Origin of the sequence: Frateuria sp. GZRR35, from assembly GCF_051900415.1 — a bacterium.
GTDB lineage: Bacteria > Pseudomonadota > Gammaproteobacteria > Xanthomonadales > Rhodanobacteraceae > Frateuria_A.
The window spans coordinates 1-19,941 of the sequence record NZ_JBHZGL010000002.1 but is presented as its reverse complement, the minus strand read 5'-3'; the positions used below and the strand labels follow the sequence as shown (position 1 = coordinate 19,941).

Sequence of the window (19,941 nt, the reverse complement as noted above, 5' to 3'; positions counted from 1 at the left end):
AGTGGCTCCTCAGGTTGTGGCATCCGCGTCGTGAATCCGGGGTGGAGCGCGGCCGCTGGATCGGTTCCGCGCCGGCACCGCTTCCGCGCCGCAGCCCACGCGCGCCCATCGCGGCGGGTGTGTCTGACCAACGGCACTTATGCGAACCGATGAGGCGAGGCAATGTTGCGCAACCCTCATCGCCCCGGACCTGCCATGCGTTCATTGCTTGTCGCCGCCGTGCTCATCGCCGGCCTCGTTGCTCCTTCAGCGCGGGCTGCCCAAATCCGCCACGACGCAGTGATCAACGGCATCCGGCTCACCTACTGGACCTCGCGCCCGATCACGCCGACCGACGTGCCGGTGGTGTTTCTGCATGGCGGACCCGGCTACAACTCCTACAGTTTCCGCATGACGGCCGGCCAGGCGCTTGATGCGCGCTATCCGATGGTCTACCTGGACGAGCGTGGCAGCGGCGAGAGCGAGCGCCCCTGGCGTGGGGATTACACGCTGTCGACGCAGATGGAAGACATCGAAGGACTGCGGCGGCAACTGGGCGTCGAGCGGATGGTGCTGGCCGGGCACAGCTTCGGCGGCACGCTTGCGGTGGAATATGCGCAGACGCACCCGCAGCGCGTGGCGCGGCTGATCCTGATCGACGCGGCGGTGGACCTGCCCGGTGCGCTGGAGAGCTGGATGCAGACGCTGGCCAGCCAGTTCCCCAAGGCGTACGCGGCGGCCGAGCGATCCGACGCCGGCAAGGCGCTGCGCGCCGTCGCCCCCGCCGATACCTGCGCGCTGGCCCACGCGCGGATGGCGTTCGTCGGCGCCGGCATGGCCACGTTGCCGGACGGGCACGCGTTCCACGATCGCCAGCAGTTCCACGTGATGGCCGCCAAGCAGGAGCAGGAGCGCCTGGACGCGCAGAGCGGCCTGCGCAACACCGGCGAGATCGGCGCCGCGCTGATGGCACCCGAATCGAACTTCATCTGTTATTCGGTGCACCATCCCGAGCGCCTGCGCATGCCCACGCTGGTGCTGGTCGGTGCGCATGACGGAGCCGTGGGCGTCGCCCCGCAACGCGAGCTGGCCGCACGCCTGCCGCACGCGACGCTGGTGGTTCTTCCCGGCAGTGCGCATTTCACCTACCAGGAAGAACCGGAGGCCTTCCTGAAGGCCGTGAACGGCTTCATGCAAGGCAACTGAAGGAAGCTTGCACCGGCCACGGTGGCGCGAGGCCGCTGACGGTCCTCGCGCGGCGGGATGCCCATGAGGACGTGTGGCCTCGGCAACGCGTCGCCTGAGGGATCGCCTCAGCGACCTTTCTTTTTCTCGTTCAGTGGCCTTGGTGGTGCGCCGGGGTGGCCGGCCTCCCTGACCGAGAACGACGATTTGCGGTAGCTGGCGGTGTCCTCGACTTTGGGTTTGGGGCGATCGCCGCCGTAGATGTCGTGCAGTTCGGCGACGGAGACGGGTTGTTGCTTGTGCGGCATGGAGCGCTCCTTGCAGCGGTTGACGGGAGGGCCGTACGCGGTGGTCGGCCGCAGTCCTCCGGCGTGGGACGCTCAAAGCGTCGCTTTCGACCATGCGCCTATGGGTGTTAGAAACTGGTCATCCCGGCACGCGGTGGCGGGGTCGGCGCGTGCGATGGTTTGATCGTGGCGGGCGGATCACGCCTCGATGCGCCCGCGCTAACGCACGTTCTCCTAGCCTGCCTTGGCGGACACGGGAGCCACCGGATTCCTGCTCCGCCATGGCCACGACATCCGGTTTGCGACAGGAGGGCCCATGCGTCCCGATCAGCAAAAACTCCACGCTCAACACAAGGAAGGCCTAAAGAACGACGCCAAGGACATCGAGAACCGGCGCCAGCCCCAGGCCGCCTCCAAGCAGGGTTTCCACGAGGAAGCCAGCGGGCAGGGGATTGTGCGCCGGCACGACGGCGACCGCGACAACAAGCGCGGCTAGGCGCCCGCGGGGTGGGCTTCAGCCCGCCGCTTCGAAGACCGGAAGGCGATCGGTTGAAGCCCACCCTGCGGAAGAGGTGCTCAATCGCGATCGGGTGCGCCGAGCGGGAAATAGCCGCGATAGGGGCGCGCCTCGTCGACCGCGCGAGCGAACGAGGGCCGCGCGAGCAGGCGGGCGCGGTAGGCGTGTACGTTGGCGAACGCCGGATCGATCGGATGCGTCCAGTCGGCGTAGAAAAGAAACGGTGCGGCTGCACAGTCGGCCAGGCTGAACGTACCGGCAACCCACTCGCGCCCGGCCATGCGCCGATCCAGCCAGGCGTACGTGGTTTCCAGCATGGCCGTGGCCTCGTGCACGCCATGGTCGTCCTGGCGACCCTCAGGCCGCAGCTTGTCGAGCACCACTTTCTGCTGTGGCGTGGAGACGTAGTTGTCGAACACGCGGTCGAGCATGCGCACTTCCATCGCCGCCTTGGGATCCGCGGGAACCATCCGCGCCGGGCCGGGGTGGTGCAGGTCCAGGTATTCGACGATGCAGCTGGCTTCCAGGATCGTGCGGCCTTGGTCGACCAGCACCGGGAAGCGTCGCATCGGCCACAGCGAGGCCAGCTCCTCGTTGGCCCCGGGTTCTTCCAGCGAGCGGTATTCGAAGGCGGTGCCGTTCTCGTAGAGGGCGACGAGCACCTTCTGCGAGTAGGAGGAAAACGGATGGGCGTAAAGGCGGGGCAGGGTCGAGGACATGTGACGCTCCAGTGGGTTCGTACTACGACGAGCAGCCACCGTGAAAATCGACACAGGGAGCCTGCTGGCAGGCCGCCCGCCGCGGGACTACCATGGTCGGCGGAGGGCAACGAAACCCCCGGAGGTCCTCATGAAGCCGTTCTGCGCGTTCCTGCTGCTGGGCACGCTGGCCACCGGCCAAAGTGCGCTGGCGACCTCGATGTCGCTCAACCAGTTCACGCCCAAGGTCCTGCCCGTACTGGTGCAGGTGGACAGCCACGGCAAGGTCACCCAGGTGTCGTCTGCGGTGGAGCTGTCGCCGCGCTATGACCGGCTGCTGCGCCAGAGCCTGGACGAGATGATCACCAGGCCGGCGAACGATCACGGGCGTCCGGTCGCCAGCCAGTTCGTGATCAACCTCGGCCTCCAGACCACGCCGAGGCCGGACGGCAATTTCGACGCGAGGTTCGTGTACGTGTCGACCTCGCCCGTGCCCTCTGGGTCGTGGTATTGGGTGCACGTCGATGGCCATCGGCTGGCGCTGCGAAGCCGCAATGCCGACATGCGGCAGCGCTTCTTCCGTCATCCGCCAAACTATCACTGGCCCACCCCGCCGCCGCGCGACTACCCGCCGGTGCAGAACGCCACCAATACGCCGCCGACCCGACCGCCTTCGCATCCGCCCGGCCATCCCTGAGCAAAAAAATCCCGGTCCGCGCGGACCGGGATTCGCAGGCTCAGGCGAAGCTCAGCCGTTCGACAAGGTCACTACCGAGTCGGCCTGCAACTGGCGGCGACCCCAGAAGGCGCTGTCCATGTCGCCGGCAACGCTGACGTAGTCGCCCTTGTCGATCTGCTGAAAGCCTTTGTCGTCCAGCGGGTTGTTCGTGAGCTGGCTGGTGTCGACGGTAATCTTGCGCGGGCCGTAGTCGACGGTGAAGTCGCGGCCGTTCACCGAGGTCACGGTGCCGCGCACGAAGGTCTCGCCCACGACCACCGGATGCACCCACAGCGCGTAGTTGGCCGGGCCCTCCTCATCCGAGGCGTTGGCGTAGAAGTAGGTACCCAGGTCCTGGTCGTAGACGCTGCTGGCCTCGATCTTGTCGCGCTCGAACAGATCGTCGTCGACGCGGCCGTAGACGGTCACCTTGTCGCCCTCGAGCGACTGGTAGTTCTGGCCGTACCACGTCCAGCCGTCCATCTCGACCGGGATCTTGCCCTTGCCGTAGTCGAGCGTGAAGAAGCGGTTCTGCGCGTCGGTGATGGTGCCGCTCAGGCTGAGCCAGGTGCCGTTGGGCTTCTGCGCCGGGGATTTCTGGATCGTGTTGCTGTTGCTCTGTGGGTTGTCGCTGTCCAGCGGTGCGGCGCTGGCGGCGCCCACCATAAGCAGGGAAAGGCCGATGGATACGGCGATGCGCTTCTGTGCGTTCATGTACACCTCCTCTTTGGGTTTGGGGACAAACGGCCCGATGGCCTCCCACAGAGGCTGGCCTCGAATCGAGGCGATTCAACCGCGACAGCGGCTGACTGCTTAAGCGCAAATTCGGAGAAGCGAAGCCCTTGTCATGCCAGCGGACCGCCCGCCGTGCCATGGCGTGACGCCAGGCGGGGCGTGCCCCTTCGGGCGGCGTAGGCGGGGGCTGGGTCGCCTGGGCAAGGCCGGCTATGGCCGGAGCGGCGCAGGGCCGCTCGATCGCACGCTGCTGCGAGATGGCTCATGTAGTGGCGGGCTGCTCGTGGCAAGAGTAGGCTCGGATTTCGGGGAGGGGGTAACGGAACCTGGAGGTTCATATGAAACGGATGTGCGCGTTCCTCTTGCTCGGCACGATGGCCGCCGGCCAGGGTGCCTTGGCAGCTTCGATCACGATGAATACACCCGAGGTCCTGCCGGTCCTGGTGCAGGTGGATAGCCAGGGCAAGGTCACGCAGGTGTCGCCCGCGGTCGAGTTGAGGCCGAACTACGACAAGCTGCTGCGCAAGACCCTGGACGAGATGATCACCCGACCCGCAAACGACCACGGACAGCCAGTGGCGAGTCAGTTCGTGATCAACCTAGGCATGCAGGCGGTGCCCCGATCGGATGGTAATTACGAGGCTCGCTTCGTCTACGTGTCGACCTCGCCGGTACCGACGGGCTCGTGGCACTGGGCGCACACGGACAACCGCCGGCTCGCGTTGAGGAGCCAGGACGTGTCGCCCCGATGGCAGCGTCGTTCCCTCCCGCAGCAAAACAACCGCCGCTGGGACGTTTCGTCGAACCCCGCTTCGTCGGCTCAGGGCGCAGCCGCCTCCGGAGCAACCCACGCACGGCCTGCGAGCCAGCCGCGCAACCAGCGCTGAGCCCGTCGTCGGCCTGTAGATAATCATCCCGGCCCCGCAACTGGCCGGGATTTTTTTGGCGGCTTGCGGCCGACTTCCGGGCAATCCTCTCAGTCGCCCTGCGCATCCATGCGTGTGATTTGACGCCGCTCCGTCGCGCGTGTCTGTCTCCGGGTTGCCGCGTAAACAGGGAGGCGCATGGCATGTCGATGTCACGCGTGTTCGTGCGTCGTACTTCGGGCGCAGCAATCACGCGGCGCACAGGTACCACGCGAAGGAGAACAACCATGCGGTTTTTGTCGATGATCCGGCTGCAGGAAACCGGCCGGATGCCCAGCGAGCAACTGATGGCCGACATGGGGCGGCTGATCGAACAGATGACCCGCGAAGGCACGCTGGTCGATACCGCCGGCCTGCGTCCGAGCGCCGAGGGCGTGCGGGTGCGGCTGCGCGGTGGCCATATCTCTACTACCGATGGCCCGTTTGCCGAGAGCAAGGAGGTGATTGGCGGCTACGCGGTGCTGGAGGCCGATTCCATGGACCATGCCATCGCGCTGACCCGACGCTTCCTGGCCGTGCATGGCGACTCGTGGGACCTCGAGTGCGAGGTGCGCCAGATGGAAGGCCCTGACAGCGAGCACTGCGGCGCCTCGAAGGCGATGGCGGCCGGCGCCGCTAGTTGACGGCCACGGGGCGGGCGGTTGTCCTACATTGGCAGCCCGCCCCTCGACGGATGCCCCCCATGCCCGCGATCCCCCGCCTCGTTGGCCGCAGCAGCTCCCACTACACCCGGCTCGCGCGGCTGTTTGCCGAGGAGCTGGGCATCGCCTACGCGTTCGAGCCCGTGCATGACCTGGCCTCGCGCGATCCGGCCGACTACGCCGGCAACCCTGCACTCAAGCTGCCGGTACTGGTGCTGGCGCAAGGGCCGGTGTTCGGTGCCGAGAACATCTGCCGCACGCTGGCCGAGGGAGTCGGTGACTCGCGACGCATCCTGTGGACCGAACAACTGCCTGATCCGCGTGCCCGCAATGCGCAGGAGCTCATCTGGCACGGCATGGGCGCGCAGGTGCAACTGGTCTTCGGCATGCAGGTAGCGCGCCTGCCGGCGGAAAACGTGTACTTCGCCAAGGCGGCCGACGGCTTCCGCAACGCGCTGGCCTGGCTGGACGCGAACCTCGAATCGGTGCTGCACGGCTTGCCGCCGCATGACCTGAGTCTGCTCGAGGCGTCGCTGTTCTGTCTGCTGGAACACCTGGAGTTCCGCGACACGCTGCCGCTCGCGCCCTACCACCACCTGGCCGCGTTCACCGAGGCCTGGCGCGAACGACCCGCCGCGCGACGCACCCGCTACGCGTTCGACGTCGCGGCGGCAGGCTGAGTCCGTCCCCTGCTGACACGATGCTGTCAGCAGGCTCCCGACATGCTCCGCGGCACCTTCCCCGGAGACGCCCATGTCCGCTTCCAGCCTGACTCTCTACGCCACCCGCGCCGGCTTCGACCTGCCTGACACCAGCCCGTTCGTGCTCAAGACCGAAGTGCAGCTGCAGATGGCGGGGTTGGGCTACGAGCGCGAGTCCGCGGTTCCGCCGCAGGCGCCCAAGGGCAAGCTGCCCTACATCGACGACCACGGCGTCGTGGTGACCGATTCGACCTTCATCCGCGCGCATATCGAGCGTACTTGCGGGGTGGACCTGGATGCGGGGCTGGACGCGCTGCAGCGCGCGCAGGCCTGGGCGATCGAACGCATGCTCGAAGATCACCTATATTTCGCCATGGTCTGGTTCCGCTGGCTGGATCCGGCGAACTTCGCGAAGGGACCGGCCCATTTCGCCGATTCGGCGCCACAGGACCAGCGCGAGCAACTGCGTCATGAGCTGCAGTCGCGCAAGCGGGCGGAGCTGCACGCGCAGGGGCTGGGCCGACACACGCCCGAGGACATCGCCGCGCTGGGCACGCGTTCGATCGACGCGCTCGCCGTGCAGCTCGGCTACAAGCCCTGGTTGATGGGCGAGATCCAGAGCGGCGTGGACGCTACCGCCTTCGGCATGCTCGCCTGTGTACTCACGCCGTTCTTCGACACGCCGCTGCGTCGGGCCGCGCAGGCCCATGCCAACCTGACCGCCTATGTCGCCCGCATGATGCAGCGCTTCTACCCCCGGCATCCGTGGCATGGATGAATAGACAACGAGGTCGCGCCGTCCGCGCGGGGACGGACGGCGCAAGGTCGCTCAGGGCTGGTACCACGATCCCGGGCCGGCCCCTCCACTGGGCAGCAAGGTCTGCGTGCCGGTCAACACGTCGATGATGCGCAGGTCACCGTTGCGGCTGGCGAGCACGCGCGTCCCGCTGTCAGACCAATCGGCCGCCCAGTAGTCCACGCCGTCGACGTGCTCGTGGGTGACTTCGGTGACGCCGCTGCCGTCGGCATTCATGACGTAGAGCGAGCTGTAGAGCGGATATTCCGGAGCGCTTCCGAGGTCCTCGCGCGAGAAGGCTATATGGGTACCGTCCTTCGAGTAGCGCGGAAGGTATCCGTCGCCAAGCGACGTCATCACGTCGGTGGCGAAGTCGACCCGCATCATGGGTGTAATGCTATCGGTGAGGTCATAGTAGATGCCCTCCGTGCCGTCCGGCGAGAACGTGAAGTAGCGTGCCTCGTCCAGGGTCTGTGCGGTCAGCAGGGTGCGGGTGCCGGTGCTGGCGTTGACGCGGTAGGCGCGCGAATAAAACGGCGGTTCGAGCCCGGAGCCGAACCAGTCGACCTGGACGAAGAGGCTCTTGCCGTCGCTGGACCATTGCGGGGGATCCATCTCGTGCGTGGTGCACCAGAGCGTACGGTTGCGGGTGCCGTCGCCGCGCACGGTGGAGAGGCAGGACTGGTCGCCGATCACATCGACGTACGCGATGCGCGCTCCCGGCCCCCATGTGGCGTATTGCTTGAGGCCCACGCCGGAGGTGATGCGGTGGACCGAGCCGCCGTTGCGATCGACGGTGAACAGCTGCGAGCGATCCGACGTGGCGCGCTTGGCCTTCTCGTAGACGATGGTGGTGCCGTTGGGCGACCAGCTGCCGCCGAAGTAGTAGATGTTGTCGACCTGTGGCGTCAGCTGCACGACCACGCCGGTGGTCGGTCGGACCCGGTAGATCGTGGCGGTGCGCAGGGTGTCGTCCGGCCAGGTTGTCCCCCGTGAGAACAACACCGAGGCCGTGGCCGCCAGCGCAGGGGGCGCTGCCACGACGGCGAGCAGGAAAGCGAAAAGCGATGGCGCGAGTGGGCGCTTCTTCATGGTCGTGCTCCGTTTGGAAATATCCCCCCGATTGCCACCCATGGGCAAATGCAAGGACACGACCGCGCCAGCGCCCCGCGGCATGGCGGGACGTGCACAGACGAGCGACGAAAGCCCTGGATGAATCCGACCGAGGTGTGCGGTTGACGCACGTTGCCCGGCCGTAGACCGACCGTGGCGCAAGCGGCGTTCCCCACGCCTCCCCAATGAGTCCCTCCCGAAGGGCGCGCAATGTGCGCGCGCCGGCGTTAAGCACGCGACTAGGTGCTGCCGAGAAAGAAATAACGCACCCGATGGGCATGCCCAGTCCGTCGGCCGCAGGTCACCGCTTGGACGAGCGGGAGAGATGATGGGGCGAGCCGCCTGCAGCTGCGCGCATCAGCCCTCGCGCGAGCTCAGCCGTCGTGCCGTCGCTCAGCCGCGCACGCGCGCCGGGTTGCCCACGACGGTGGCGCCCGCGGGCACGTCGCGGGTGACCACGCCGCCGGCGCCGATCAGTGCATCGTCGCCCACGCTGACGCCAGGCAGGATGAGCGCGCCGGCGCCGATCCAGACATTGCGGCCGATCCGCACGGGACGGCCGAACTCCAGCCCGGTAGCGCGTTGCGCGGGATCGCGCGGGTGATCGGCAGCGAGGATCTGCACGCCCGGTCCGATCTGCGTGCGCTCGCCTATGTGTACCTGCACCACATCCAGGATCACGCAGTTGAAGTTGAGGAAGGCATCGGCACCCAGGTGGATGTTGAAGCCGTAGTCGCAATGGAAGGGCGGGCGGATCACCGCGCCGTCGCCGACCGCCGCGAGCCGTTCCTTCAGCAGCGCGTGCCAGCGCTCCGGGCCATCGGCGAGCGCGGCGTTGTAGCGAGCGAGCCAGCGATGGTTGGCGGCAAGTTCAGCCTGCAGCTCCGGTGCGCTGGCGTGGTAGAGATCGCCGGCGAGCATCTTTTGCTTCTCGCTGCGCACGTCCGGATCAGTCCTTGATCGCGCCTTCCTTCGGGTCGCTCGCTGCGTAGACCGAGTCCGGGTACTCGGCGGCGTGGGGGCGTTTCAAGGCCTGGCGCACCTCCTGCGGCAGGTGAGCGACGTCCAGGATCACCTTGCCCTCGTGAACGTCGCGGATCGCGTCTGCCGGCAGGGTAAAGTCGCCGCCGTTCTCGATGTTGACGACCAGCTCGCGGCTGTCGGCATGCACCTCGCGCACAGCGCCGACGCCCAGTTCGCCGTCGGCGACGAACACCATGAAGCCCGGTTCGATCGGTTCTTGCATGAGGCTGACCTCGCTGGGGAGACCGCCCGAGTGTGGCGTCCGCGCCGTGCGGGCGGGGTGATGGTCAGGCCGCCACGTCGCGCACCCATAGGGCCGCCAGCGCACGTGTGTCCGGCACGCCGATGCCGTTGGGATCGCCACGTACGTAGTGGGTCACGTGCGGCACCGGATCGGCAAAGGTGGGGCCGAGCAGGCGGGCCAGTTCGCCACGGAAGGCGTGCATCGCGGGCAGGTCCAGGTATTCGATCATCGACCAGCAGTCGAGCGTGCCGCTATCGCCCGGCTTGGTCTTGTGCAGCAGTGCATAGCGGCCGGTGCGGCGCGGCGCCCACGTCAGCGACTCGTATAGCGTGCGCAGCGGGGCCTCGCCGATGCCTTCGGCCGCGATACGGCACATCGCCTGGGCCAGCACGGTGACGTGGAACTCGGACTTGCGTTTCAGCCGCACGCCGTCGATCCCGCACGCGTCACCAAAGGGTGCAGCCATCAACTCGGCCGGTAGCGGCAGCACGAATGCGCGGCCAGGCGAGAAACCGGGCCAGGGCAGGGCGGGCAAGCGGGCTTCTTCCATGCGCACATGCTCACGTGGCGGGCGTCGAAGAACAGCGAACGGGGCAGGGACTCAGGCTACCGGCATCCTGTACGCTCAGCGCATTTCATCCGCCTGCCAGGAACCATGGACCCGAATACCCCCGCGCGCATCGGCATCATCGGACTGGGCTACGTCGGCCTGCCGCTGGCAGTGGAGTTCGGGTGCCACTTTGGCACGCTCGGCTACGACATCGACACGGCGCGCGTGGACGAACTGCGCGGCGGTCACGACCATACGCTGGAAACCACCGCCGAGCAGCTGCGTGCCGCCACGCATCTGTCGTTCACTGACCGTGCGGCCGACCTCGCCTCGTGCAACGTCTACATCGTCACCGTACCCACCCCGATCGACGAAGCGCAGCGTCCGGATCTCAAGCCGCTGGAGTCGGCCTGCCGCATGCTCGGACCGCAGCTCAAGTGCGGCGACCTGGTGGTGTTCGAGTCGACCGTGTATCCGGGCACCACCGAGGAAGTCTGCGTGCCGCTGCTGGCCGAGGGCTCGGGGCTGGTTTTCAACGTCGACTTTTTCTGCGGCTACAGTCCGGAGCGGATCAACCCGGGCGACCATGCCCGGCGCGTGACCGATATCGTCAAGCTCACTTCCGGCTCCACCGTGGAGGCGGCCGAACGCGTCGATGCGCTCTACCGCACGATCATCCGCGCAGGCACGCACAAGACCTCCTCGATCCGCGTGGCCGAGTCGGCCAAGGTCATCGAGAACGTCCAGCGCGACGTCAACATCGCGCTGGTCAACGAGCTGGCGCTGATCTTCCATCGTCTGGGCATCGACACCGAGGAAGTGCTGGCTGCCGCCGGCACCAAGTGGAACTTTCTCCCGTTCCGGCCGGGGCTGGTCGGGGGCCACTGCATCGGTGTTGATCCGTACTACCTCACCCACAAGGCCGAGGTCACCGGCTACCACCCGGAGCTGATCCTGGCCGCGCGGCGCATCAACAGCCGCATGGGCAGCGTCGTGGCCGACCGGGTGATCCGCCTGATGAGCGAGCGGCGCCTGCACATTGTCGATGCGCGCGTGCTGGTGCTGGGCTTCGCCTTCAAGGAGAACTGCCCGGACCTGCGCAACACGCGGGTGATCGACATCGTGCGCGAACTCGAGTCCTCCGCGGCCCGGGTGGATGTGTACGACCCCTGGGTCGATCCGGCCGAAGCCGAGCGCGCCTACCGCGTGCGGCTGGTGGATGAGCCCGGCGAGGGCTACGACGCGATCATCGTGGCCGTGGCGCACCGGCAGTTCCAGGAAATGGGCGCCGGGCGCATTCGCGCGCTGGGCAAGCCCGGCGCGGTGATCTACGACGTGAAGTCGGTGCTGCCGCAAGAGGCCGTCGACGGCCGGTTGTAGGAGCGCCCTTGGGCGCGACTGCGGACTGGCACGCGGCATTGCGGTCGCGCCCAAGGGCGCTCCTACAGGGAACCCGTAGCGTCCGGTTGATTTTGCGTCGCCTAATCCGTACCATTTTGGTCTGGATTTGACGAGGCTCTCCCCATGCTTCGCGTCAGCCGCCTGACCGACTACGCCGCGGTAGTGATGACCTGCATCGCCGCCCATCCGCACGACGTGCTCAGCACCGCGCAGATCGCCGACGAGACGCGCCTGGAACTGCCGACCGTGAGCAAGCTGCTGAAGTCGCTGGGCCACGCCGGCCTGGTCGAGTCGTTCCGCGGCGTCAACGGCGGCTACCGGCTGGCGCGCCCGGCGCGCGAGATCAGCCTGGCGCAGATCGTCGAGGCGATGGAAGGGCCGATCGGCATGACCGAATGCAGCGTCGAAGGGCAGTGCGACCGCGAGTCGCAGTGCGGCGTGCGCGGCAGCTGGCGACGCATCAGCAGCGTGCTGGACAACGCGCTGCGCGCGGTGAGCCTGGCCGACATGCTGCAGCCGCCGCGCCCGGCGGTCGCCACCGTGGCGCTGAGCGAACTCAAAGGCAGGACCCACGCATGACCGAAACTGTCGAAAACGCCTTGCGCGACAACGCCGAGGTTGCCGAAGCCCTGGGCCGCAACTACGAAGCCGGCTTCGTCACCGACATCGAAAGCGTCAGCCTGCCGCCGGGCCTGGACGAGAACACCATCCGCCAGCTCTCGGCGATCAAGCGCGAGCCCGAATGGATGACGCAGTGGCGTCTGGCCGCCTTCCGCCACTGGCAGGCCATGCCCCGGCCCGACTGGGCCAAGCTCAAGATCGACCCGATCGACTATCAGGCGATCAGCTACTACTCGGCGCCCAAGAAGGCCCCCAAGTCGCTGGACGAGGTCGATCCGGCGCTGCTTGAGACCTACGAGAAACTCGGCGTGCCGCTGCACGAGCGTGCGGCGCTGGCTGGCGTGGCGGTCGATGCGGTGTTCGACTCGGTCTCGGTCGGCACCACCTTCCGCAAGAAGCTCGCCGATGCCGGCGTGATCTTCTGCTCGATGAGCGACGCGATCCGCGAGCATCCCGAGCTGGTGCAGAAGTACCTGGGCAGCGTGGTGCCGCAAGGCGACAACTTCTTCGCGGCGCTCAATTCCGCGGTGTTCTCCGACGGCAGCTTCGTGTTCGTGCCGGCGGGTGTGCGCTGCCCGATGGAGCTGTCGACCTATTTCCGCATCAACGCGCAGAATACCGGGCAGTTCGAGCGCACGCTGATCGTCTGCGAGGACCGCGCGCACGTCTCCTACCTGGAAGGCTGCACGGCGCCACGACGCGACGAGAACCAGCTGCACGCCGCGGTGGTGGAACTGGTCGCGCTGGAAGGCGCCACGATCAAATATTCAACCGTGCAGAACTGGTATCCGGGCGACGAGAACGGCGTCGGCGGCATCTACAACTTCGTGACCAAGCGCGGCGATTGCCGCGGCGCGGACAGCAAGATCAGCTGGACGCAGGTCGAGACCGGTTCGGCGGTGACCTGGAAGTATCCGTCCGTGGTGCTGCGCGGCGACCGCTCGGTCGGCGAGTTCTACTCGGTGGCGCTGACGCACCATTTCCAGCAGGCCGACACCGGCACCAAGATGATCCACATCGGCCGCGACACAAAATCCAAGATCGTCTCCAAGGGCATCTCGGCCGGGCGCAGCTCCAACAGCTACCGCGGCCTGGTTAAGGTGGAGAAGGGCGCCGAGCACGCGCGCAACTACACCCAGTGCGATTCGCTGCTGATCGGCAAGAAGTGCGGCGCGCACACCTTTCCGTACATGGAAGTGAAGAATCCCACCGCGATCGTCGAGCACGAGGCGACCACCTCGAAGATCTCCGACGACCAGATGTTCTACTGCCGTTCGCGCGGCATCGGCGAGGAAGATGCCGTCTCGATGATCGTGGACGGTTTCTGCAAGCAGGTTTTCCGCGAGTTGCCGATGGAGTTCGCGGTCGAGGCCAAGAAGCTGCTGGAAGTCTCGCTGGAAGGAGCGGTCGGATGACCGCGGCCGTCACCAGTACGCACCCCGGCGGCACCGACCTGCATGCCCTGCTCGCCGGCCTGAATCCGCGCCTGCATCCGATGCCGCGCCGGTTTCTGTTCGTTTCGCACGACAAGGCCGCCGTTCGCATGCAGGACGCACTGATGATGTTCCGCGAAGACGAAGGCGTCACGCTGATCGTCGACCACGACCTGGACGGCCCGGAAGTGGTCGCCGACCGGCTGCTGTGGGCGCAGATCACGCTCGGCGTGGAATCGAGCCTCGACGCGGTCGGCATGATGGCCGCCGTCTCCGCGGCGCTCGCCACGCGTGGCATTTCCTGCAACCCGGTTTCCGCGTTCCTGCACGACCACGTGTTCGTGCCCTGGGACCGCCGCGAGGACGCGCTCGACGCGCTCGCGCACCTCTCTGCCTGATGGACACGACCATGCTCAAGATCGACAACCTGCACGCCCGCGTCGAGGGCAAGGACATCCTCAAGGGCCTATCGCTCGAGGTGAAGCCGGGCGAGGTGCACGCCATCATGGGGCCCAACGGCGCCGGCAAGTCCACGCTGGGCAACGTGCTGTCAGGGCGCGCGGGCTACGAGGTTACCGCCGGCTCGGTGCTGTTCGAGGGCCGCAACCTGCTGGAACTGGAGCCCGAGGAACGCGCCGCCGCCGGCGTGTTCCTGGCCTTCCAGTACCCGGTCGAGATCCCCGGCGTGAACAACACCTACTTCCTGCGCGCGGCCTTCAACGCCCAGCGCAAGGCGCGCGGCGAGGCCGAGCTGGACTCGATGCAGTTTCTCAAGCTGGTGCGCGAGAAGCTCAAGATCATGCAGCTCTCGCCAGACCTGCTGAATCGCGCCGTGAACGAGGGTTTCTCCGGTGGCGAGAAGAAGCGCAACGAGATCTTCCAGATGGCGTTGCTCGAACCGAAGCTCGCGATCCTGGACGAGACCGACTCGGGCCTGGACATCGATGCGCTCAAGCAGGTTTCCGAAGGCGTCAACGCGCTGCGCTCGCCGGAGCGCTCGTTCATCGTGGTGACGCATTACCAGCGCCTGCTCGACTACATCGTGCCGGACTTCGTGCACGTGCTGGCGGGCGGGCGCATCGTCGAGAGTGGCGACCGCAGCCTGGCGCTCAAGCTGGAAGAACACGGCTATGCGTGGGTGGCCGAACACGGGGAACCGGCCGGGGCCTCCGCATGAACCAGCCGGCTCGTACACCGTTCGTCGCCGCGCTGGCCGACGCGCCGCTGCCGGACAGCGGCATCGCCTGGCTGGATCAGGCGCGCCGCGAGAACCTCGATGCTTTCGCCGAGGCCGGTCTGCCGGATACGCGCGTGGAGGCATGGAAATACACTGCGCTGCGTGCGCTCTCGCAGCGCAGCTTTGCCGCCGGCGATGCGCAGGCGGCCGGCCGCGCGATCGATCCGGCGATGCTGGCGCTGCCGGGCATCGAGGGCCCCGCGCTGGTATTCGTCAACGGCGTGTTTCGCGCCGATCTCTCCTTGCTTGATGACTTGCCGTCCGGCGTGAGCCTGCAGCCGCTGTCGCGTGCGCTGGCCGACGCGCCGGATGCGCTGCGCTTCGCGCTGTCCCGCCACTACCGCGAGCCGGGCGATGCGTTCGCGCGGCTCAACGGCGCTTTTGCCGCCGACGGCGCCGTGCTGCGCGTGGCCGCGGGCGCCAAGGCCGCCACGCCGGTGCGCCTGCTGTTCATCGGCGCGGCGGCGGAGCGTGACGTGGCCTGGCACGTGCGCGATCTTGTCGAGCTCGGCGAAGGCGCCGAGCTGACCTTGATCGAGCAGCACTTGGGCGCCGGCGAGCAGGCCCACCTGGGCAGCCGACTGGCCGACTTCACGCTGCACGTGGACGCAACCCTGCACCACGTGGTGTTGCAACAGGCCGGTGCGGGCAGCAGCCTGGTGCGGCGCAGCCACTACCGCCTGGACGCCGGCGCGCAGGCGCACCTGCACGTGCTGGAGCTGGGCGCCACGCTGGCCCGCCACGACGTGCGCGCGGAGCTTGTCGGCGACGCAGCCGGTTTCCACACCCACGGCGCATTCCTGCCGGACGGCCGCCAGCACCTCGACACCCAGCTGGCGATCCATCACCAGGCGCGCAACACCGTGTCCGCGTCGACTTGGCGCGGTGTCGCCAGTGGCCGCGGCCGTGGCGTGTTCCGCGGCGCGATCGTGGTGAACACCGGCGCCGACGGCACCGATGCCTCGCTCAACAACAAGAACCTGCTGCTCTCGACGCAGGCCGAGATCGATACCAAGCCGGAGCTGGAGATCTACGCCGACGAGGTGAAGGCGGCGCACGGTGCCACCGTTGGCCAGCTCGACGAGCGCGCGCTGTTCTACCTGCGCTCGCGCGGCATCCCCGAGGCGCAGGCGCGCACGCTGCTGACCACGGCCTTCGCCCGCGCGCCCTTCGAGTCGCTGCCGAACGAGGCCCTGCGCCAGCACATCGACCAGTTGCTGCTGGGCCGGCTGCCGGCCTGACCGGCGGAACCGGGCCCGAGGTGGTCGAGGCAAGCCCAACTTTCCTTCACATCCGGCAGGCTAAAACGTCGTGATCCCTTCTTCACACAGCGAGACACCGATGTCCGCCACCGCCGCCCACGCGCACTCGGCACCTGCCCTCGATATCCAGCGCATCCGCGCCGACTTTCCGCTGCTTTCCCGCAGCGTGCATGGCAAGCCGCTGGTCTACCTGGACAACGCCAACACGAGCCAGAAGCCCGCGGCGGTGATCGAAGCGATGGACGCGCACTACCGCCTGCACAACGCCAACGTCTCGCGCGCCGTGCACCAGCTCGGCGAAGAGGCGACGCTGGCCTACGAAGGTGCGCGCGACAAGCTGGCCCGTTTCATCAACGCCCCCTCGCGCAACGAGCTGGTGCTGACCTCCGGCACCACCCAGGCGATCAACCTTGTGGCGTACAGCTATGCGCTGCCGCAGCTCAAGCCCGGCGATGCCATCCTCACCACGCTGATGGAGCACCACGCCAACATCGTGCCGTGGCAGCTGGTGGCGCAGCGCAGCGGTGCCACGGTGAAGTTCGCGCCGATCGACGACCGTGGCGAACTGGACGTGGAGCGCTATATCGCCATGCTCACGCCCGAGGTGAAGCTCGCCTGCGTGGCGCACGTGTCCAACGTGCTGGGCACCGTGAACCCGGTGCGCGAGATCGCCCGCGAGTGTGCGCGCCGCGGCATCCCGCTGCTGGTCGACGGTTCGCAGGCGGTGCCGCACCGGCCGGTCGACGTGCAGGCGTTGGGCTGCGATTTCTACGCCATGACCGGACACAAGATGCTCGGTCCCACCGGCACCGGCGCGTTGTGGGCGAAGCGTGCGCACCTGGACGCGATGCCGCCGTTCTTCGGCGGCGGCGACATGATCCGGCAGGTGCGAGTGGATGGCACCACCTTTGCCGATCCGCCGCACAAGTTCGAGGCGGGCACACCCAACATCGCCGGCTTCGTCGGCCTGGGCGCGGCGGTGGACTACTACCATTCGCTGGACCTGGAAGCGATCCACGCCTGGGAGCAGCAGTTGCTCGCTTACGCCACCGAACGCCTGCACGACGTGCCGGGGCTCAAGCTGTTCGGCGAGGCGGCGGAGAAGGAACCGGTGATCTCCTTCCTCATTGAGGGCACGCAGTCGACCGACCTGGCCACGCTGCTGGACCTGGAGGGCGTGGCCGTACGCTCGGGGCATCACTGCGCACACCCGCTGATGCAGCACTACGGCGTGCCCGCCACGCTGCGCGCGTCGATGGCGTTCTACAACACGATGGAAGAGATCGACGTGTTCGTCGCTGCGTTGCAGAAGGTCCGCAAGCTGCTGATGTAACCGCGAGTTTGTAGGGTGGGCTTCAGCCCACCGGCCCTGATGGCGATCAAAGCGGTGGGCTCAAGCCACCCTACGGTTTTGCGGGAGCCACGCGCCAGATGGTGTTGCCCACGTCATCGGCGACCAGCAAGGCGCCATCTTTCGCCACCGCGACGCCAACCGGACGTCCCTGCGCATGCCCGCCCGTGTCGACGAAGCCGGTCAGCACGTCCTGCGGTCGACCTGCAGGATGGCCATCGACGAACGGCACGAAGATCACCCGGTAGCCGCTCAGCGGCTTGCGGTTCCACGAGCCGTGCTGGCCGACGAACGCGCCGTTGCGGAATTGCGGCATGAGGTCCGCGTCGTAGAACGCCAGTCCGAGCGACGCGGTATGCGCGCCGAGCGCGTAATCGGGCACCACGGCACGCGCGACCCGTGCCGGGTCCTGCGGCTTCACGCGCGTGTCCACGTGTGCGCCGTAGTAGCTGTAAGGCCAGCCGTAGAAGGCGCCCTCGCGCACCGCGGTCATGTAGTCGGGCACCAGATCGCTGCCCAGCTCATCGCGTTCGTTGACCGCCACCCATAGCGCGCCACTCCGAGGCTGCCAGGCCATGCCCACCGGGTTGCGCAGGCCGGTGGCGTACACCTGCGTCGCGCCGGTGGCCGGATCGATCGCCAGGATGCGCGCGCGGTCCCGTTCCACGGCCAGGCCGTTCTCGCCGACGTTGCTGTTGGAGCCGACGCTGACATACAGCCGCTTGCCGTCGGGGCTGGCGACCACGTTCTTGGTCCAGTGGTGGTTGATCGGGCCGGCGGGCAGGTCGGCAACCCTGGTGCCTGCCGCGTCGATGCGCGTCGCGCCTTCGCGGTAGGGGAAGCTCAGCAGCGCGTCGGTATCGGCCACGTACAGCGTGTCGCCCACCAGCGCCATGCCGAACGGCGAGTGCAGGTGATCGAGCAGCACGCTGCGGGTCTCGGCGATGCCGTCGCCATCGGTATCGCGCAGCAGGGTGATGCGATCGGCGCTGGGCACGCCGGCGCCGGCACGCTGCTGCACCCGGCGCATGATCCAGCCCTTGAGTCCGTCACCGTCCTCCGGGCGCTCCGGCGCGTTGGTCTCGGCCACCAGTACGTCGCCATCGGGAAGCACATGGAGCCAGCGCGGGTGATCGAGATTGCGCGCGAACGCCTGCACCGCCAGTCCGGGCGCGGCGATGGGTTGGCCGCCCGCTGGCCAGCCCCTGGCCGGGGCGATGTTCACTGTGGGAATGAGCGATGGGTTGGGTGGCGGCAGTGCGGGTTCCGGACCGACGCCCGCCGCCACCGGCAGGCGCGCGCGTACGCCGCAGGCGGCCAGCGCCAACAGGCAGGGAAGCAGCCACAGCGGGCGGCGGGTGAGCGGCACCGGAAACGCCTCCATGAGGAGGGCCAGTGGAACGGCTGCGGCAGCAAGTTCGCGTGAACCGCCGGCCTGTCCCAGGTCATCGCCTGCGGCGTGCCCGTCGGTATCATGGACGCATGACTACGCTCCCTGCGCCCTCCTTCCGCACGGCCACCGCGGCCGATATTCCCGCCATCGTCGCCCTGGTCGAATCGGCTTACCGGGGCGATTCGGGCCGGCGCGGCTGGACCACCGAATCGGACCTGCTCGACGGCCAGCGCACCGACGCGGCCGATGTGGCCGATGCCATGGCCCGCCCCGACAGTCGCATCCTGCTGCTCGAGCGCGACGGCCGACTGCTCGCCAGCTGTCACCTCGAGCGCAAGGGCGAGGCGGCGTACTTCGGCATGTTCGCGGTCGCCCCGGCCCTGCAGACCGGTGGCCTGGGCAAGCAATTGCTGAGCGAGGCCGAGCGTGTTGCGCGGGACCAGTGGGGTTGTCGACTGATGGAGATGACGGTGATCGTGCAGCGCGAGGAGTTGATCGCCTGGTACGAACGTCGTGGTTACCGCCGCACCGGGAACTACAAGCCGTTTCCCTATGGGCAGGAGCGTTTCGGCATCCCGCGTCGGGACGACCTTCGTTTCGAGGTGCTGGTGAAGGAACTGGCCGGGGTCGCAGCATGAGTCTGGCGGCGCAGGGCTGGGTGCGCGTGTGCGGGCAGGACGGCTTGCTGCCCGGCGAGTTCGCCGTGGTGTTCGACGGCGACACGCCGATCGCCGTCTACAACATCGACGGGCAGTTCTACGCGATCGAGGACGTGTGCACCCACGACGGCGGCGACCTCGCCGGTGGCGAGGTGTTCGGCTTCGAGGTGGAATGCCCCCGCCACGGTGCGCGCTTCGACGTGCGCACCGGTGCGGTCACCCGCCCGCCGGCTTATGAGCCGATCGCCAGCTTCCCGGTACGCCAGGACGAAGGCGCGATTTGGACGCGCGACGACCGCTGAACGCACGCGCGCCGTGGCCATGGGATGGCCGATCCGTTCTTGAACCCTCTCCCCTCCGGGGAGAGGGCAGGGTGAGGGGCCGGGGCTCGCCCGACAGGTCGGTCGTGCGAAACACCGAAGCTGCATCGCGACAGTAGGGGCCCCCCGCAAGCGCGGGGGGGGGGGGCGC

The 19,941-nt window shown here is 67.7% G+C and carries 24 protein-coding genes; 16 read left to right on the top strand and 8 right to left on the bottom strand.

Annotation, left to right across the window (positions count from 1 at the left end; genetic code table 11):
- Positions 1 to 195: 195 nt before the first annotated feature.
- Positions 196 to 1,185, top strand: a complete 990-nt coding sequence (locus ACFWZ3_RS02590) for an alpha/beta fold hydrolase (protein WP_439706232.1) — start codon at positions 196 to 198, stop codon at positions 1,183 to 1,185.
- 107 nt (positions 1,186 to 1,292) lie between these two features.
- Here ACFWZ3_RS02590 and ACFWZ3_RS02585 read toward each other — a convergent pair whose 3' ends face one another.
- Complete coding sequence (locus tag ACFWZ3_RS02585; RefSeq protein ID WP_439706231.1) at positions 1,293 to 1,472, bottom strand: hypothetical protein; 180 nt, start codon at positions 1,470 to 1,472, stop codon at positions 1,293 to 1,295.
- Between the two features lie 295 nt (positions 1,473 to 1,767).
- Between ACFWZ3_RS02585 and ACFWZ3_RS02580 the strand changes: the two genes are divergently transcribed.
- Positions 1,768 to 1,947, top strand: a complete 180-nt coding sequence (locus ACFWZ3_RS02580) for a hypothetical protein (protein ID WP_439706230.1) — start codon at positions 1,768 to 1,770, stop codon at positions 1,945 to 1,947.
- 80 nt (positions 1,948 to 2,027) lie between these two features.
- Here the strand turns inward: ACFWZ3_RS02580 and ACFWZ3_RS02575 are convergent, their stop codons facing one another.
- The gene (locus ACFWZ3_RS02575) at positions 2,028 to 2,687 is read right to left on the bottom strand and encodes a glutathione S-transferase family protein (protein ID WP_439706229.1); all 660 of its coding nucleotides are present in this window, start codon (positions 2,685 to 2,687) and stop codon (positions 2,028 to 2,030) included.
- Between the two features lie 130 nt (positions 2,688 to 2,817).
- On the opposite strand from ACFWZ3_RS02575, the gene ACFWZ3_RS02570 reads away from it, so the two are divergent.
- Positions 2,818 to 3,363: a hypothetical protein gene (locus tag ACFWZ3_RS02570; protein ID WP_439706228.1), complete on the top strand. Its 546-nt coding sequence runs from the start codon at positions 2,818 to 2,820 to the stop codon at positions 3,361 to 3,363.
- A 51-nt stretch (positions 3,364 to 3,414) separates the two neighbouring features.
- Here ACFWZ3_RS02570 and ACFWZ3_RS02565 read toward each other — a convergent pair whose 3' ends face one another.
- A complete protein-coding gene (locus tag ACFWZ3_RS02565) occupies positions 3,415 to 4,098 on the bottom strand; it encodes a NirD/YgiW/YdeI family stress tolerance protein (protein WP_439706227.1) in 684 nt (227 codons plus the stop codon).
- Positions 4,099 to 4,457: 359 nt separating this feature from the next.
- On the opposite strand from ACFWZ3_RS02565, the gene ACFWZ3_RS02560 reads away from it, so the two are divergent.
- From ACFWZ3_RS02560 to ACFWZ3_RS02545, 4 genes are all read left to right on the top strand, one after another.
- Positions 4,458 to 5,006, top strand: a complete 549-nt coding sequence (locus ACFWZ3_RS02560; RefSeq protein ID WP_439706226.1) for a hypothetical protein — start codon at positions 4,458 to 4,460, stop codon at positions 5,004 to 5,006.
- A 266-nt stretch (positions 5,007 to 5,272) separates the two neighbouring features.
- Entirely contained in the window at positions 5,273 to 5,668 is a 396-nt protein-coding gene (locus tag ACFWZ3_RS02555) for a YciI family protein (protein ID WP_439706225.1), read from the top strand.
- A gap of 59 nt (positions 5,669 to 5,727) precedes the next feature.
- Entirely contained in the window at positions 5,728 to 6,366 is a 639-nt protein-coding gene (locus ACFWZ3_RS02550) for a glutathione S-transferase family protein (RefSeq protein ID WP_439706224.1), read from the top strand.
- A 73-nt stretch (positions 6,367 to 6,439) separates the two neighbouring features.
- Positions 6,440 to 7,165: a glutathione S-transferase family protein gene (locus ACFWZ3_RS02545; RefSeq protein ID WP_439706223.1), complete on the top strand. Its 726-nt coding sequence runs from the start codon at positions 6,440 to 6,442 to the stop codon at positions 7,163 to 7,165.
- A 51-nt stretch (positions 7,166 to 7,216) separates the two neighbouring features.
- Here the strand turns inward: ACFWZ3_RS02545 and ACFWZ3_RS02540 are convergent, their stop codons facing one another.
- The 4 genes from ACFWZ3_RS02540 to ACFWZ3_RS02525 form a co-directional block, all read right to left on the bottom strand.
- Positions 7,217 to 8,275, bottom strand: coding sequence for a TolB family protein (locus tag ACFWZ3_RS02540; protein ID WP_439706222.1), 1,059 nt, complete (start codon positions 8,273 to 8,275; stop codon positions 7,217 to 7,219).
- 414 nt (positions 8,276 to 8,689) lie between these two features.
- Entirely contained in the window at positions 8,690 to 9,238 is a 549-nt protein-coding gene (locus ACFWZ3_RS02535; protein ID WP_439706221.1) for a sugar O-acetyltransferase, read from the bottom strand.
- A 7-nt stretch (positions 9,239 to 9,245) separates the two neighbouring features.
- Positions 9,246 to 9,542: a hypothetical protein gene (locus ACFWZ3_RS02530; RefSeq protein ID WP_439706220.1), complete on the bottom strand. Its 297-nt coding sequence runs from the start codon at positions 9,540 to 9,542 to the stop codon at positions 9,246 to 9,248.
- A gap of 64 nt (positions 9,543 to 9,606) precedes the next feature.
- Entirely contained in the window at positions 9,607 to 10,113 is a 507-nt protein-coding gene (locus ACFWZ3_RS02525) for a hypothetical protein (RefSeq protein WP_439706219.1), read from the bottom strand.
- A gap of 105 nt (positions 10,114 to 10,218) precedes the next feature.
- On the opposite strand from ACFWZ3_RS02525, the gene ACFWZ3_RS02520 reads away from it, so the two are divergent.
- From ACFWZ3_RS02520 to ACFWZ3_RS02490, 7 genes are all read left to right on the top strand, one after another.
- Complete coding sequence (locus ACFWZ3_RS02520) at positions 10,219 to 11,493, top strand: nucleotide sugar dehydrogenase (RefSeq protein ID WP_439706218.1); 1,275 nt, start codon at positions 10,219 to 10,221, stop codon at positions 11,491 to 11,493.
- Positions 11,494 to 11,637: 144 nt separating this feature from the next.
- Positions 11,638 to 12,093: an SUF system Fe-S cluster assembly regulator gene (locus tag ACFWZ3_RS02515; protein WP_209619264.1), complete on the top strand. Its 456-nt coding sequence runs from the start codon at positions 11,638 to 11,640 to the stop codon at positions 12,091 to 12,093.
- Positions 12,090 to 13,550, top strand: a complete 1,461-nt coding sequence (gene sufB / locus ACFWZ3_RS02510; protein WP_439706217.1) for a Fe-S cluster assembly protein SufB — start codon at positions 12,090 to 12,092, stop codon at positions 13,548 to 13,550. The genes ACFWZ3_RS02515 and sufB overlap by 4 nt, the downstream gene beginning before the upstream one ends.
- Entirely contained in the window at positions 13,547 to 13,966 is a 420-nt protein-coding gene (locus ACFWZ3_RS02505) for an ACT domain-containing protein (protein WP_439706216.1), read from the top strand. The genes sufB and ACFWZ3_RS02505 overlap by 4 nt, the downstream gene beginning before the upstream one ends.
- A gap of 11 nt (positions 13,967 to 13,977) precedes the next feature.
- Complete coding sequence (sufC, locus tag ACFWZ3_RS02500; protein ID WP_439706215.1) at positions 13,978 to 14,745, top strand: Fe-S cluster assembly ATPase SufC; 768 nt, start codon at positions 13,978 to 13,980, stop codon at positions 14,743 to 14,745.
- Complete coding sequence (sufD, locus tag ACFWZ3_RS02495) at positions 14,742 to 16,046, top strand: Fe-S cluster assembly protein SufD (protein ID WP_439706214.1); 1,305 nt, start codon at positions 14,742 to 14,744, stop codon at positions 16,044 to 16,046. The genes sufC and sufD overlap by 4 nt, the downstream gene beginning before the upstream one ends.
- Before the next feature lie 100 nt (positions 16,047 to 16,146).
- Entirely contained in the window at positions 16,147 to 17,400 is a 1,254-nt protein-coding gene (locus tag ACFWZ3_RS02490) for a cysteine desulfurase (RefSeq protein ID WP_439706213.1), read from the top strand.
- Between the two features lie 70 nt (positions 17,401 to 17,470).
- On the opposite strand, the gene ACFWZ3_RS02485 is transcribed toward ACFWZ3_RS02490, so the two are convergent.
- Positions 17,471 to 18,802: a PQQ-dependent sugar dehydrogenase gene (locus tag ACFWZ3_RS02485; protein ID WP_439706212.1), complete on the bottom strand. Its 1,332-nt coding sequence runs from the start codon at positions 18,800 to 18,802 to the stop codon at positions 17,471 to 17,473.
- 98 nt (positions 18,803 to 18,900) lie between these two features.
- Between ACFWZ3_RS02485 and ACFWZ3_RS02480 the strand changes: the two genes are divergently transcribed.
- Both ACFWZ3_RS02480 and ACFWZ3_RS02475 read left to right on the top strand, forming a co-directional pair.
- On the top strand, positions 18,901 to 19,449 hold the full coding sequence (locus ACFWZ3_RS02480) for a GNAT family N-acetyltransferase (RefSeq protein ID WP_439706211.1): 549 nt from the start codon (positions 18,901 to 18,903) through the stop codon (positions 19,447 to 19,449).
- Complete coding sequence (locus ACFWZ3_RS02475) at positions 19,446 to 19,772, top strand: non-heme iron oxygenase ferredoxin subunit (RefSeq protein WP_439706210.1); 327 nt, start codon at positions 19,446 to 19,448, stop codon at positions 19,770 to 19,772. Before ACFWZ3_RS02480 ends, ACFWZ3_RS02475 begins: the two co-directional genes overlap by 4 nt.
- Positions 19,773 to 19,941: the final 169 nt, after the last annotated feature.

What these genes read in the sequence shown, in the direction of transcription:
- ACFWZ3_RS02490 (WP_439706213.1), top strand. Translation starts at nt 16,147, where the DNA reads ATGTCCGCCACCGCCGCCCACGCGCACTCGGCACCTGCCCTCGATATC.
- ACFWZ3_RS02530 (WP_439706220.1), bottom strand. Translation starts at nt 9,542, where the DNA reads ATGCAAGAACCGATCGAACCGGGCTTCATGGTGTTCGTCGCCGACGGC.
- ACFWZ3_RS02580 (WP_439706230.1), top strand. Translation starts at nt 1,768, where the DNA reads ATGCGTCCCGATCAGCAAAAACTCCACGCTCAACACAAGGAAGGCCTA.
- ACFWZ3_RS02515 (WP_209619264.1), top strand. Translation starts at nt 11,638, where the DNA reads ATGCTTCGCGTCAGCCGCCTGACCGACTACGCCGCGGTAGTGATGACC.
- ACFWZ3_RS02565 (WP_439706227.1), bottom strand. Translation starts at nt 4,098, where the DNA reads ATGAACGCACAGAAGCGCATCGCCGTATCCATCGGCCTTTCCCTGCTT.
- ACFWZ3_RS02575 (WP_439706229.1), bottom strand. Translation starts at nt 2,687, where the DNA reads ATGTCCTCGACCCTGCCCCGCCTTTACGCCCATCCGTTTTCCTCCTAC.
- ACFWZ3_RS02540 (WP_439706222.1), bottom strand. Translation starts at nt 8,275, where the DNA reads ATGAAGAAGCGCCCACTCGCGCCATCGCTTTTCGCTTTCCTGCTCGCC.
- sufD (WP_439706214.1), top strand. Translation starts at nt 14,742, where the DNA reads ATGAACCAGCCGGCTCGTACACCGTTCGTCGCCGCGCTGGCCGACGCG.
- ACFWZ3_RS02480 (WP_439706211.1), top strand. Translation starts at nt 18,901, where the DNA reads ATGACTACGCTCCCTGCGCCCTCCTTCCGCACGGCCACCGCGGCCGAT.
- sufC (WP_439706215.1), top strand. Translation starts at nt 13,978, where the DNA reads ATGCTCAAGATCGACAACCTGCACGCCCGCGTCGAGGGCAAGGACATC.
- ACFWZ3_RS02590 (WP_439706232.1), top strand. Translation starts at nt 196, where the DNA reads ATGCGTTCATTGCTTGTCGCCGCCGTGCTCATCGCCGGCCTCGTTGCT.
- ACFWZ3_RS02555 (WP_439706225.1), top strand. Translation starts at nt 5,273, where the DNA reads ATGCGGTTTTTGTCGATGATCCGGCTGCAGGAAACCGGCCGGATGCCC.
- ACFWZ3_RS02505 (WP_439706216.1), top strand. Translation starts at nt 13,547, where the DNA reads ATGACCGCGGCCGTCACCAGTACGCACCCCGGCGGCACCGACCTGCAT.
- sufB (WP_439706217.1), top strand. Translation starts at nt 12,090, where the DNA reads ATGACCGAAACTGTCGAAAACGCCTTGCGCGACAACGCCGAGGTTGCC.
- ACFWZ3_RS02520 (WP_439706218.1), top strand. Translation starts at nt 10,219, where the DNA reads ATGGACCCGAATACCCCCGCGCGCATCGGCATCATCGGACTGGGCTAC.
- ACFWZ3_RS02550 (WP_439706224.1), top strand. Translation starts at nt 5,728, where the DNA reads ATGCCCGCGATCCCCCGCCTCGTTGGCCGCAGCAGCTCCCACTACACC.
- ACFWZ3_RS02475 (WP_439706210.1), top strand. Translation starts at nt 19,446, where the DNA reads ATGAGTCTGGCGGCGCAGGGCTGGGTGCGCGTGTGCGGGCAGGACGGC.
- ACFWZ3_RS02545 (WP_439706223.1), top strand. Translation starts at nt 6,440, where the DNA reads ATGTCCGCTTCCAGCCTGACTCTCTACGCCACCCGCGCCGGCTTCGAC.
- ACFWZ3_RS02570 (WP_439706228.1), top strand. Translation starts at nt 2,818, where the DNA reads ATGAAGCCGTTCTGCGCGTTCCTGCTGCTGGGCACGCTGGCCACCGGC.
- ACFWZ3_RS02585 (WP_439706231.1), bottom strand. Translation starts at nt 1,472, where the DNA reads ATGCCGCACAAGCAACAACCCGTCTCCGTCGCCGAACTGCACGACATC.
- ACFWZ3_RS02560 (WP_439706226.1), top strand. Translation starts at nt 4,458, where the DNA reads ATGAAACGGATGTGCGCGTTCCTCTTGCTCGGCACGATGGCCGCCGGC.
- ACFWZ3_RS02485 (WP_439706212.1), bottom strand. Translation starts at nt 18,802, where the DNA reads ATGGAGGCGTTTCCGGTGCCGCTCACCCGCCGCCCGCTGTGGCTGCTT.
- ACFWZ3_RS02525 (WP_439706219.1), bottom strand. Translation starts at nt 10,113, where the DNA reads ATGGAAGAAGCCCGCTTGCCCGCCCTGCCCTGGCCCGGTTTCTCGCCT.